Raw genomic sequence first — 12,744 nt, forward strand, 5'->3', positions numbered from 1 at the left:
AGGCGCCGGTGATGATCGACATCGATGCGGAGCCGGGCGCTCAGCTGCGCTTCTGGCGGCGCCCGCACCCGGTGACCGTGATCGCCCGGGTGGCCCTGCTGGTCCTGGTCGGCGCGCAGTGCGTGGCCGCCACGCACGACGCACCGTGCGTGCTCTGGGCCGTGCTGCTGGGCATCGCCGCCGTCCCCGCGCTGGTGCTGCCCCAGCACCGGGTGGTCGGTCCGCTGAGCCGGCTGGCCGAGGTGCTGATCACCTGCCTCGCCACCGATGTCATCGTGGCGCACGCGGCGCACGGCACGCCGCCGCTGACCGGCAACGCCGCCGCCCAGGCCACCCTGCCCTACCTGCTGGTGCCGCTGGTGGCCGCCGCCCTGTACCGGCGCCACCTCGAGGCACTGGTGCTGTTCGTGGTGGCCGCGGCCGCGCTCGCCGGTCTGGGCGCCGCCGACCATCGTCTGTCCCACTACGACTACCTGCTGGTCACCGTGCTGTGGCTGCTGCTGGCCGGGCTGGCCGCAGCGGTCACCGCCACCCTGCAGCGCAGCCTGCTCGACCATCGGGAGCTGCCGCAGCCCTACGCCGAGGCGACCCGGCTGCTGACCCAGCTGCGTAGTGTCGCCCGCCAGCTGCCCGGCGCGACCCTCGATCCCGGCGGGCTCGCCGAGCACCTGATCGAGGAGGTCCGCGCCGCGGCCCCCGCCGACCGCGCCGCCGTGCTGTCCGCGAGCGGGGGCTCCCGGCTGGTGGTGCTCGCCCAGTCCGGGCTGGAGCGCATCGACTGGGAGACCAACCTCGACTCCGACTCCGGGATCGGGGAGGCCTGGGCCACCCAGCAGCCCCAGTCACTCCCGCGCTCGCAGGCCCGCTCGCACCCGGGCGGCGACGTGTCCGCCCTGGTGGTGCCGCTGGTCGCCGGGGTCCGTACGGTCGGGCTGCTGGTCATTGAGGCGGACACCGCCGGCGCGTACCCGCCGAATTTGCGGGAACGGGTGGCCAATCTGGCCGCGCCGGCCGCACTGCGGCTGGAGGCCGCTCTGCTGTTCGACGAGGTCCGCTCCCTGGCGACCAATGAGGAGCGGCAGCGGCTGGCCCGGGAGATCCACGACGGGGTGGCCCAGGAACTGGTCATGGTCGGGTACGGCATCGACAACACGCTGGCCGTGCTGCCCGAGGACGCCAAGGACGCCATGGACGAGCTGCGTACCCTGCGCGCCGAGGTGACCCGGGTCATCACCGAGCTGCGGCTGTCCCTGTTCGAGCTGCGTACCGAGGTCGACCGGCACGGCGGGCTGGCCGCGGCCATCGCCGAGTACGCCCGGGCGGTCGGCGCCTCGGCCGGCTTCCGGGTGAACCTGTCGCTGGACGAGTCCACCGCCCGGCTTCCGGCCGCGGTCGAGGCGGAGCTGCTACGGATCGCGCAGGAGGCGATCACGAACGCGCGAAAGCACGCGGGAGCAAGCAATCTATGGGTCACCTGCGTGGTGGACCCGCCATTTGCGCAAATCGAAGTGTCGGATGACGGTCACGGCATAGCTGACCAGCGCCCGGAGGGTCGCTACGGCCTTGCAATCATGGCAGAAAGAGCGGAACGTATCCGGGGCCGATTGGAGATCAGCCCACGTCCACCGAACGGCACGACGGTGGCAGTGGTGCTGGGTACCCCGCTGAGACGGGGCGCCTCGTCCGGCTAGGTGTCCTGTTGCGATCGACGCCCGGTCGACGATTAATCCTGTCGATACACTGCGCAGTCGTGGCACCACCGTCGCGTAGCCCGCGGCGGTTGTCATGGTCCAGAAGGGAAGATAATCCGCAATGTCCACCAACGCGACGCCGACGGCACGTACCAAGGTACTACTCGTCGATGACCATGACCTCATCCGTAAGGGGCTGCGCCACGCCTTCGAGCGGGACCGGCAGTTCGAAGTCGTCGGTGAGGCCGCCACCGCCGCCGAGGCGATCCGCCAGGCCGGCGCGCTGCAACCCGACGTCGTGATCATGGATCTCCGGCTGCCGGACGGCAGCGGCCTGGAGGCCACCCGGGCACTGCGCAAGTCGAGCAGCACCATGGGCATCGTGGTGCTGACCATGTACGCCGGAGACGACCAGCTCTTCGGCGCGCTGGAGGCGGGCGCCAGCGCCTTCGTTCCGAAGACCGCGCCGGCCGACGAGGTCGTCGCCGCGGCCAGGCATGCCGCGAGCGCGCCGAGCGCCTTCACCGCGGCCGACCTGGCCGAGGCGATGAAGCGCCGGCTGGCGCCGACCGGGCCGCAGCTGTCCCCGCGCGAGGGCCAGGTACTGCGCCTGCTCGCCGACGGGATGAGCGTGGCCGGCATCGCCAAGCAGCTGTTCGTCAGCGAGTCGACGGCCAAGACGCACATCTCGAAGCTGTACGAGAAGCTGGGCGCCGCCAACCGGGCGCAGGCGCTGATGACCGCCCTGCGGCTCGGCCTGCTCGAGGCCCCCGACGCGCCCAAGTTCTGATCGGAGGAGTCGGGGGGCGAATCGAGGTGGACCTACGTCTTCCCTCCGCCTCGTTTCTCCCCCCGATCCCCCGCGACCCCGCTCCACCACCGAATGGGTCGGGGCGTGGGGATCCGGACGGCCAGCGGACGGCCCGGCGCTACCCCACCGGCCGCAGCAGCTCGCCCATCCGCCGCGCCAACAGCTCCCAGCGCCAGTTCGCGTCGACCCAGGCCCGGCCGGCCTCGCCCATCCTCCGCCGGAGCGCCGGGTCGGCCAGGAGCGTCGCCAGCCGGTCGGCGATCGCCGGGACGTCCCTGCCGTCGACAACGAACCCGGTCTCCCCCTCCCGTACCGCGTCCGGGGCGCCGCCCGAGTCACCGGCCAGCACAGGCAGCCCGGTGGCCGACGCCTCCAGGTAGACCATGCCCAGCCCCTCGACGTCCAGCCCGCGGTGGCGGGTGCGGCACGGCATGGCGAAGACATCACCGGCGGCGAAGTGCAGCGGCACCTCCGGCCAGGTGATCTCACCGGTGAACACGACGTGGTCGTCGACCCCCGTGGCACGGGCCAGCCGGCGCAGCGAGTCGCCGTACGGGCCGCCGCTGACGATCAGCAGCGCGGCGTCGGGTACCCGCCGGCGCACCTCGGGCAGCGCCCGGATCAGCATGTCCTGGCCCTTGCGGGGAACCAGCCGGGACACGCACACGATCACCGGCCGGTCGGACAGCCCGTACCGGGACCGCACCTCGGACCCGTCCAGGCCGGGGTGGAAGGAGTCGGTGTCCACCCCCGGCGCCAGCCGGACCAGCTCGGTCCGGCCGGCGAGCGCCGGGGCCAGCCGGCGTTGGAAGTAGTCCCCCAGGTAGGTCACCACGTCGACCCCGTCGCCGATGCGCCGCAGCAGCCCGCGCGCGCCGGGCAGGGCGGCCCATCCGGCCTCGTGGCCGTGGGTCTGCGCCACCGCCCGCACGACCCCGGTCCGCCGGCGCAGGCCGGCGGCGAGCAGCCCGAGCGGCGCGGCGGCGCCGAACCAGACGGAGTCGCAGTCGTGCGCGCGGGCCAGTTCCGCCGCCCGGCGCGCCACCGCCGCAGTGGGCAGCAGCATGCCGGTGTCCTCCCGGACCACCTCGAACGGCTGCGCGGCGTCGAACTTCGCGGCCGGGCCGCGGTCGCCGGACGGCCAGGTCGAGGCGTAGACCACCAGGGAACCGGAGGGCTGGCGCACCGCGAGGTTGTGTACGAACTGCTGGATGCCGCCGGGCCGGGGCGGGAAATCGTTGGTCACCAGCAACGTGCGGGTCACCGTGCCGCCTCACTACGCTCTGCCCCGCCGAACTTGGTCATTGGGCTCCCCGGGCGTACGCCTTCGCCGCGGCGATGCGCTGCACGGTGGACGGGTGGCTGGCGAACAGCAGGTGCTCGATCCGGTTCGGATCGGGGTCGGACAGGTTGATCGCGGACAACCGCGCGTGCGTGGCGACGAACGTGTCCGGATCCCGGGTCAGCGCGAGCGCGTGCGCGTCGGCGCGCGCCTCGACCTTCCGGGAGACCAGGCTCTGCGCCGGCCCGGTGACCAGGCCGGCCAGCGCGGCGACGGCCAGCAGCAGGGCCACCGAACGCGGCTCCGCGATGCTGGCCACGCCGGCCAGGCTCAGCAGCCCGTGCCAGAAGCCCAGCAGGTACACCGCGACGACCGCGGCGGCGGCGCCGAGCGCGCCCAGCACCGTACCGGTCACCACGTCGCGGAGCTTGGCGTGGCCCAACTCGTGCGCGACCACGCTGCGTACCTCGGCCGGCTCGGCCCGGTCGATCAGGGTGTCGTACACGACTATGCGGCGGGTGGCCCCGAATCCGGACACATAGGCGTTGACCGCCCGGGTGCGCCGGGACGCGTCGGCCACCAGGACGTCCCGCACGGGTACCCGGTCGTCGGCCGCGAGCGTCAGCAGCTCGGTGCGCAGCGGGCCCTCGGCCATCGGCGTGAACTTGTTGAAGATCGGCTCGAAGATCACCGGGAACACGAAGGAGAGCAGCACCGCCAGCCCGGCCGCCCCGGCCGCGCTGGCCGCCCACCACCAGTCGGGCACGTACCGGGCCACCGCGTAGAACGCCAGCAGCGCCAGGCCGCCGAGCACGGCACTGACCGCGTACCCCTTGAGCAGGTCCACCGCCCAGCCGCCCCAGCCCTGGGTGGACAGCCCGTACCGGCGCAGGATCGTCCTGCGCCACACGGAGAACGGCAGGGTGAGCACGGAGGAGATGAGCAACACGGCGAGGCCGCCGAGCGCGGCCCGGGCGGCCCAGTTGCCGCCGAACAGCATGACGACCTTGGCCCCGAGGGAGGTCAGCCCGAGTACCAGGGCGATGACCAGCCCGATCGCCAGCGAGGCGTACGTGGCCGGACGCAGCTCGGCGTGGAACGCCCTCCCCCGCGACACCTGGTCGGCCGGCAGCTCCCGCAGGGCGTCGAGCTGGTCGGCGCGGGGCGCCGGAACGCTGCGCCAGGGCACCATCACCAGCGCGGTCAGGCCGGCGGCCACGATCAGCACCACCAGGACCAGAACGGCGACCAACCGGGGCGTCATGACCGGTTCTCCCGGGGTCGGCGCGTCGAGCCAGCCGCGATGAGCCCGGCCGGGACGAGACCGCCCGACGACCGTCGATCGCCCGCGGATCGGTCGCCCGCGGATCGGTCGCCCGCGGATCGGTAGCCTGCGGATCGGTCGCGCGAGAGCCGGTCGCCGGATCGCCGGTCGCCCGAGGGTCGGCCGCTGGCTGGCGGGCCGCTCGCTGGCCGGCCGTTCAGGCGTCGGCCGTTCGGGGGTCGCATCCGACCATCGTAGGGTCGCCGGTGCGGCCCGCCTCGCCCGCGGCGGCGCACCGGACGGCTCGGGACAGGCCGGGCACGTGCCGGGACGTGCCGGCTCGCCCGCCCAGGTCGGAGCCGGCGATCAGGGCCGCCCGGCCGGGTCGGAGCCGGCGGGCCGGCCGCCCGGCCGGGTCGAGGGCGGCGGTCAGGCCGCCCGGGGTTGTTCCGGGCGGGATCGGGTCACCAGGCGTAGCCGGGGCACCATGCCGGCGTCGGCGAGCACGGCCAGGGCGGCCTGCTCCGATTCGTCCAGCTCGACTCCTGCCGGCGGGGCGCCCAGCAGGACACTTACCACGCACGCGCCGCACGCCGAGCCGCGCACTTCGCAGTTGTCACAGTCGATGAGCATGTACGCAATGTAAGCGGGGGGTACGACAAAAATCGGCCGCGCGGGCTCAGCCTCGGGCCAGCCGTCGCAGCAGGGTCGGCGAGCCCAGCGGGTACGCGCCGTGCCGGCGCACGCCGTCGGCGACCTCCCGATCCGTAGAGATGACCACCACTGGCCGCCCGACCGGCTCGGCCCGGACCAGCCTGCGGATCAGCTCGTCGGCGGTCTCCCCCTTGCGCGAGAACAGCACGCGTACGCCACGCGGCGCCGGCGGCAGCCCGACCATCCGTTCGCTGCCGTCGAAGACCACGGTGACCTCGGCTCCGGTCTGTGCGGCGATCCCGCCTAGCCCGCTGACCAGCCGGTTGCGCTGCTGTTCCAGGGAGATCTCCGGGAACCCGGTCTTCGTCACGTTGTACCCGTCGACGATCAGGTGCGCCTTGGGCAGCGCGAGCAGCTGGTCGAGCCGGACGGGATCGTCGGCGTCCAGGCCCCGTGCCCGGCCGGTTTCCGCCGAGCCCGGCCGTACCGCCGCCTCGTCGGCGACCACATCGGCGGGCAGCACCGAGGAGGGCTCCAGCGCCAGCTCGCGGCGCAGCCCGGCGGCGGCCTGCCCGATCGTCTCCAGCAGCAGCCAGAGCCGGGCGTCATCGACCTGCCGTGCCTCCTTGGCGGTCTGCCGGTTGGCGCCGATCGCCGCCTCGGCCTCGGCCAACCGCGCGCGCAGGCGGCGCACCTCGGCGTCGTGGTCGGCATTCTGCCGGCCGACCCGGCCTCGCTCGGTGGCCAGCAGCTCGTTGGCCCGCTTCTCCCGGGCCTGGAGCTCACGCTGGGCCCGGTGCAGCATCCGGTTCTCGTCGCGCAGGCCGGACGCTTCCTCGCGCAGCCGGGCCAGCTCGTCACGAAGCTTGTCCGCCTCAACCCGGGCCACCGCCCGGTCGTGTTCGGCGCGGGCGATCCGGTGCTCGGCTTCCCGGACCCGCTCGGTCACCGCGGCGCTGTCCGCCTCGGCGCGCACGGCCTCCCCCGCCGCCTCGACCAGGGTCAGCCATCCGGCCGGCCGGATGAGGTAGGCCAGGGCGGCGATCTCCACGGGGTCGGCGGCCGCCGGGTGGACTCCCTCGCTGACGGCCTCGCCCAACTCGCCGGCGCTCTCCGCGACCCGCGCACCCACCCGCTGGCGGAACACCGGGTCGCCGGCCAGCTGGGCCGCGATCTGGGTGCCGCCGAGGCGGGCCCGGCGGGCCGGAGCGAACCGGGCGACCCGGCGCAGGGCCGTCGGCACCTCCTCGATCGGCATGTGGGTGAGCACGCCGGCGGCTGCGGAGATCACCCGCTGGCGTACCGCCTCGGGCAGCGTGGGCTCGGGCTGCCCGAGCTCGATGAGCTCAGACTCGGTGAGTCCAGACTCGGTGAGCTCAGACTCCGCCAGCTCAGACTCGGCTAAGTCGGACTCGACCGGCTCGGACTCGCCCGCCGCGGACCCGACCGGCTCGGGCTCGACCGGGGTCCCCAGGTCAAGGTCGGGCAGGGATGATTCGGACAATACAGACGAATTCGGCGCGCGCTCGGGCCCGGATTGCCCCATGGACTGGGGCTCGCCGTCGGGCACCTGCGCGGACATCTGGTAATTGTCGCATCGCCAGCGGGTACAGCGCCTCTCAGAAGTGTCGCACCTGGCCAGTACCGTCCGATCGTGCCGTCGATCTTCGTCCAGCAGACCATCGATCAGCTCCTTGACGATCCGGAGGCGAGGTCCCTGCGCGATACGACATTCGTTGTTGTCGATCTGGAGACCACCGGCGGTTCCCCCGACGACTGCGGCATCACCGAGATCGGCGCGGTGAAGACGCTCGGCGGCGAGGAACTCGGGGAATTCGGCACCCTGGTCAATCCCGACCAGCCGGTCCCGCCCTACGTCGCCGTGCTCACCGGGATCACCACCGCGATGCTGGCCCCGGCGCCGCGGCTGCCCGAGGTCCTGCCGGCGTTCCTGGAATTCGCCAAGGGAGCGGTCTGGGTGGCCCACAACGCGCCCTACGACGTGGGCTTCCTCAAGGCCGCCTGCGCCCGGTTCGGCTACCCGTGGCCGCACCCGAAGGTGCTGGACACCGCCGCGCTGGCCCGCCGCGCGCTGACCAAGGACGAGGTGCCCAACCGCAAGCTCGCCACCCTGGCCGGCTACTTCCGCACCCGGGTGCCCAGCCACCGCGCCCTCGACGACGCGCGCGCGACAGTGGACGTGCTGCACGGGCTGTTCGCCCGGCTCGCCGGTCACAAGGTGTTCACCCTCGGCGACGCGATCGAGTTCGCCCGGGCGGTCAGCCCGGTCCAGCGGAGCAAGCGCCACCTCGCTGAGGGCCTGCCGGATGTCCCCGGGGTGTACGTGTTCCGGGCACCGGACAACCGGCCGCTCTACGTCGGCACCAGCCGCTCCATCGCCACCCGGGTGAAGTCCTACTTCACGGCCGCCGAGAAGCGGGCCAGGATCTCCGAGATGCTGACCGCCGCCAGCCGGGTGGAGGCCATCGAGTGCGCGCACTCGCTGGAGGCCGAGGTCCGTGAGCTGCGGCTGATCGCGGCCCACAAGCCGCCGTACAACCGGCGCTCGAAGTTTCCGGAGCGGGTGCACTGGCTGAGGCTGACCGCCGAGGCGTACCCCCGGCTGTCCGTGGTTCGCCAGTTGGGTGGCGACGCGGCCACGGAGGCGGGCAGCTATCTCGGCCCGTTCGCCTCGACCAAGGCGGCCGAGCTGGCCGCCGCGGCGGTCTACGACGCCGTCCCGCTGCGCCAGTGCACGCACAAGCTGTCCACCCGCACGCCGCGGCCCGCCTGCGCGCTCGCCGAGCTGGGCCGTTGCCCGGCGCCGTGCGAGCACCGGATCTCGGTGGAGGAATACCAGGAGGTCGCCGCCCAGCCCTTCCGCACCGCCACCCGAGGCGACCTGGGTCCGCTCGTCGAGGCACTGCTGTCCCGCATCGACGGATTCGCCGCCGACCGGCGCTACGAGGAGGCCGGGGTGCTCCGGGGCCGGCTGGGCGCGCTGCTGCGGGCCACCATCAGGATGCAGCGGCTGCGCTCGCTGACCGTGATCGCCCAGCTGATCGCCGCCCGGCCGGCCACCCGGGGCGGATGGGAACTGGCCGTGGTCCGGCACGGGCGGCTGGTCGCCGCCGGGACGTCCGCGCCCCGCGTCCACCCGCAGCCGACCATCGACGCGCTGCTGGCCAGCGCGGAGACGGTCCGGCCGGGACCCGGCCCGACGCCGTGCGCCAGCGCCGAGGAGTCCGAGCGCGTGCTGGCCTGGCTGGAGCAGCCGGATGCCCGGTTGGTGGAAATGTCGGAAGGTTGGTCCCTGCCCGCGGTGGGCGCCGGGCGGTTCCGTGACCTGCTCACAAAGGTGGAACGTGCGGCGACTCATCCGTACGTGCATCATCATGTGACCGATCGGTCATCGGTTCACTAATTAGGCTAGAAGGACAAGCACCGCGACCGGATCTGGCGAGGAGGTGAGTAGTGGACCTCACTGCCGGTCCACCCGCGCCCGTTGGCGCCCCCATGGCAAGCGGCTCAGCCGCCGGCGGGGCGCCTACCCAGCGTCAGGCGAGCGCGTCGGAGGGGTGGCTTGCCACCCGACTGCGCTCGATGCTTCCGTGGCAGACCCAGACCGATGATCCGATGGTCGCGCTGTTGCGCGCCCACCGGCAGATCCATCCGCACGCCGACGTCGGTCTGGTGCGACGCAGCTACGCGATCGCCGAGCGGATGCACCGCGGTCAGATGCGCAAGAGTGGCGAGCCCTACATCACCCACCCGCTGGCCGTCGCGCAGATCCTGGCCGGCCTGGGCATGGACACCACCACGCTGGTCGCCGCGCTGCTGCACGACACCGTCGAGGACACCAGCTACACGCTGCCGCAGCTGCGCACCGACTTCGGGCCCGAGGTCGCCCTGCTGGTGGACGGGGTGACCAAGTTCGACAAGGGCTACTTCGGTGAGACCGCCGAGGCCGAGACGATCCGCAAGATGCTCGTGCTGGCCGGGCAGGACGTCCGGGTGCTGGTCATCAAGCTGGCCGACCGGCTGCACAACATGCGGACCCTCAGCGCCCGCTCGCCGGCCTCCCGGGTGCGCATCGCCGGCGCGACGCGGGAGGTCCTGGTGCCGCTCGCCGACCGGCTGGGCATCCAGGCGCTCAAGCGCGAGCTCGAGGACACCGTGCTCTGGAACCTCGAACCCGAGTCGTACGCGGCGATCGACGAGCACGTGCGCAACCGTCCACAGTGGGAGCCGTACCTCAACCGGGTGATCGGCACCATCCAGCCGGCGTTGACCCGGGCAAAGATCAACACAGCGATCTCGGCCCGGCCCCGGCACTACTACTCGATCTGGCAGGACGCCGGGTCCTCGGGCCGCAACGTGCCGATTGAGCTGCCCCGCATCGTGATAGTCGTGGACGGGCCGCAGACCGACTGCTACGCGGCGCTCGGCACGGTGCACGCGACCTGGCGACCGGTCCCCGGCCGGTTCAAGGACTTCATCGCCTCGCCGAAGAACAACCACTACCGCTCGCTGCACACCACGGTGCTGGGCCCGGACAACCAGCCGCTGGAGGTGCTGATCCGCACCGAGCCGATGCACCGTGAGGCGGAGTACGGCATCGTCGCGACCTTCCGGTACTCCCCCGGCTGGGGAGCCGGCCCGCGGGGCCGCGCCGAGTCGCCCGACTGGCTGCGCCGGGTGCTTGACTGGGAGGTGGCGGCCGACGACGCCGAGCGCTTCCTGGACGCGCTGCGCTGCGACCTCACCGAGGGCCAGATACTGGTGTTCACCACGGACGGTCGGCGCGTCCAGCTGCCCGCCGGCAGCACCCCAGTGGACCTGGCGTACACGTTGGACAGCGAGATCGGCCACGGCTGTGTCGGCGCCCGGCGCGGCGGTCGGCTCATCCCACTGTCGTCGCCGCTGGTCGAGGGCGACGTCGTGGAGATCATCAGCCAGTCTCCGGTCACCGTCGGACCGACCAGGGAGTGGTTGGACTTCGTCAAGACGCCGCACGCCCGGCTGCAGATCGACCGGTGGTTCGCCGACGGTGGCGAGCCGTCCACGATCGCGCACAAGGTCAAGCTGGGCCGGTCCGCGATCGGGCTCGCCCTGCGCAAGCGCGACCGCGGGCTGGTCGACGACGCGCCGCTGCTCGCGCTGGTCAGCGAGCTGGGCTACCCCGACCTGGAGGCGCTGCTCGTGGCGGTGGCCGACCGCCGGCTGTCCGCCGACGACGCGGTGGAACGGATGATCGCCGCTGTCGATCAGACGCCGGGGTAATCCGACCGGATGACCCACGCCAGCGCTTCGAGGCGGGGCCGATAGCCTTGGCGGTCATGACCGGTCATCAGGTGGCACGCGTACGGAGCGTCTTCTACAGCACGTTCTACCGCCTACCGGCTCGGTGGCGCCGCCGGCTGGTGCGGCTGGCGACGCAGAAGTACACCGTGGGCGGAGTGGTGATCGTCCGCGATGCCGACCGGGAGGCGCCCGACCGCATGGTGCTGCTGCGCCAGCCGCCCGGGTACGGCTGGAACCTGCCGGCCGGCCTGCTCAAGCGGGGCGAGAATCCGGCGACCGGCGCCGCCCGGGAGCTGTTCGAGGAGTCCGGCATCAAGGTCTCCGCCGACGAGCTGATCCCGCTCGCGCCCAATGCGCTCGTGCACGCGAACGGCCGCTGGGTGGACATGGTCTTCGAGGCCCGGGTTCCGTCCACCGTCGAGTTCGCGGTGGACGGTGCCGAGGTCTACGAGGCCGCCTGGCACCGGGTCGACGCGCTTCCCCCGCTGACCCCGTCGACCGCCCGCCTGCTGGCCCACTACGGACTGGGCCCGTACGCGAGCTACCCCGAGGTACGCCGTGGCGACTGAGGTCTGCTCGGTGGTGCTCGCCGCCGGTGAGGGGACCCGGCTGCGGCCGCTGACCGAGACGGTGCCCAAGGCGCTGTGCCCGATCGGCAACGTGCCCCTGCTCGAACTCGCGCTCGGGCGGCTGACGGCGCTCGGCTTCACCGGCCCCGCCCGGGTCGCCGTCAACGCCTGGCACCTGGCCGATCAGGTGGTCACGGCGGTGGGCGACCGGGCCCACCTGTCCGTCGAGCCCGGGCCGCGCCCGCTGGGTACCGCCGGCGGACTCGGTGCGCTGCGCGACTGGATCGACGGCCGGGGCGTGCTGGTCGGCAACGCCGACGCGTACCTGGCCGGTGGCGACCTCGCCCCGCTGCTGGATGGCTGGGACGGCACCGAGGTGCGGATGCTCGGTACGCCCGGGCCGCCGTACCAGTTCGGCCGGTACCGTTTCGCCGGCTACTCGCTGCTGCCCTGGCACCGTATACGCGACCTGCCGGCCGAGCCCGCGGAGTTGGTGCGCCCGGTGTGGCGGGTGGCGGAGGCGACCGGCGAGTTGGCCGTGGTGCCGTACCCGGGCCGGTACCTGGACACCGGCACCCCGGGCGACTACCTCGCCGCGAACCTGGACGTCGCCGGGCCGGCCGGCCGGATCGTCGCGCCGGACGCGAGCGTCACCGGCGACGTGCGCCATTCGGTCGTCGGGGCGGGCGCGGTGGTACGGGGACGGGTGGAGAACGCCGTCGTCTGGCCCGGCGGGTACGTCGGCCCCGACGAGTACCTGACCGGCGCCATCCGGTACGGCCGGGACGGTACGGTAACCGCAGCACCCGACAAAGGAGTCCCCGAGTGATCACCGCTATCGTTCTCATCGACTGCGAAACCGACTCGATTCCCGAGGTCGCCGAGGCGCTGGCCAGCCTGTCCGGGGTCAGCGAGGTCTACTCCGTCGCCGGGGGTGTCGACCTCGTCGCGATCGTGCGGGTGCGCGAGTTCGATCAGATCGCTGAGGTGATCGCGGGCGGCATCTCGAAGACCGCCGGCGTGCTGAACACCGACACCCACATCGCGTTCCGGGCATACTCCCAGCACGATCTGGAAGAGGCGTTCGCCATCGGCTTCACCGACGCCGACTGATCGGGGCCGTCCCCGACCGGAGCCGATTCCAGGGCCCGTGACCAGGGCCCGAGCCC

The 12,744-nt window shown here is 72.9% G+C and carries 11 protein-coding genes; 7 read left to right on the forward strand and 4 right to left on the reverse strand.

Annotated features, from left to right (window positions below; translation table 11 throughout):
* Window positions 1-11 precede the first annotated feature (11 nt).
* Complete coding sequence (locus ABEA87_RS12350) at window positions 12-1,691, forward strand: sensor histidine kinase (RefSeq protein ID WP_345629021.1); 1,680 nt, start codon at window positions 12-14, stop codon at window positions 1,689-1,691.
* Between the two features lie 121 nt (window positions 1,692-1,812).
* Window positions 1,813-2,481: a response regulator transcription factor gene (locus ABEA87_RS12355; RefSeq protein ID WP_345629023.1), complete on the forward strand. Its 669-nt coding sequence runs from the start codon at window positions 1,813-1,815 to the stop codon at window positions 2,479-2,481.
* A 139-nt stretch (window positions 2,482-2,620) separates the two neighbouring features.
* Here the strand turns inward: ABEA87_RS12355 and ABEA87_RS12360 are convergent, their stop codons facing one another.
* From ABEA87_RS12360 to ABEA87_RS12375, 4 genes are all read right to left on the reverse strand, one after another.
* Window positions 2,621-3,766: a glycosyltransferase family 4 protein gene (locus tag ABEA87_RS12360; protein WP_345629024.1), complete on the reverse strand. Its 1,146-nt coding sequence runs from the start codon at window positions 3,764-3,766 to the stop codon at window positions 2,621-2,623.
* Between the two features lie 37 nt (window positions 3,767-3,803).
* On the reverse strand, window positions 3,804-5,048 hold the full coding sequence (locus tag ABEA87_RS12365) for a M48 family metallopeptidase (protein WP_345629026.1): 1,245 nt from the start codon (window positions 5,046-5,048) through the stop codon (window positions 3,804-3,806).
* A gap of 429 nt (window positions 5,049-5,477) precedes the next feature.
* Window positions 5,478-5,681 (reverse strand): hypothetical protein, encoded by a 204-nt coding sequence (locus ABEA87_RS12370; protein ID WP_345629028.1) that lies wholly within the window; start codon window positions 5,679-5,681, stop codon window positions 5,478-5,480.
* 46 nt (window positions 5,682-5,727) lie between these two features.
* Window positions 5,728-7,284 carry an NYN domain-containing protein gene (locus ABEA87_RS12375; protein ID WP_345629030.1) on the reverse strand — a complete coding sequence of 519 codons (1,557 nt, stop codon included), beginning with the start codon at window positions 7,282-7,284 and terminating at the stop codon, window positions 5,728-5,730.
* 69 nt (window positions 7,285-7,353) lie between these two features.
* Here ABEA87_RS12375 and ABEA87_RS12380 point away from each other — a divergent pair, with 69 nt between their 5' ends.
* From ABEA87_RS12380 to ABEA87_RS12400, 5 genes are all read left to right on the forward strand, one after another.
* On the forward strand, window positions 7,354-9,126 hold the full coding sequence (locus tag ABEA87_RS12380) for a DEDD exonuclease domain-containing protein (protein WP_425570873.1): 1,773 nt from the start codon (window positions 7,354-7,356) through the stop codon (window positions 9,124-9,126).
* Between the two features lie 92 nt (window positions 9,127-9,218).
* Window positions 9,219-10,985: a RelA/SpoT family protein gene (locus ABEA87_RS12385; protein ID WP_345629032.1), complete on the forward strand. Its 1,767-nt coding sequence runs from the start codon at window positions 9,219-9,221 to the stop codon at window positions 10,983-10,985.
* Between the two features lie 56 nt (window positions 10,986-11,041).
* Window positions 11,042-11,575, forward strand: a complete 534-nt coding sequence (locus ABEA87_RS12390; protein WP_345629034.1) for an NUDIX hydrolase — start codon at window positions 11,042-11,044, stop codon at window positions 11,573-11,575.
* Window positions 11,565-12,404 (forward strand): nucleotidyltransferase family protein, encoded by an 840-nt coding sequence (locus ABEA87_RS12395; RefSeq protein ID WP_345629036.1) that lies wholly within the window; start codon window positions 11,565-11,567, stop codon window positions 12,402-12,404. Before ABEA87_RS12390 ends, ABEA87_RS12395 begins: the two co-directional genes overlap by 11 nt.
* Window positions 12,401-12,688 (forward strand): Lrp/AsnC family transcriptional regulator, encoded by a 288-nt coding sequence (locus ABEA87_RS12400; protein WP_345629038.1) that lies wholly within the window; start codon window positions 12,401-12,403, stop codon window positions 12,686-12,688. The genes ABEA87_RS12395 and ABEA87_RS12400 overlap by 4 nt, the downstream gene beginning before the upstream one ends.
* Window positions 12,689-12,744: the final 56 nt, after the last annotated feature.

It is taken from the genome of Rugosimonospora acidiphila, assembly GCF_039543385.1.
In the GTDB taxonomy this organism is placed as follows: Bacteria; Actinomycetota; Actinomycetes; order Mycobacteriales; family Micromonosporaceae; genus Rugosimonospora; species Rugosimonospora acidiphila.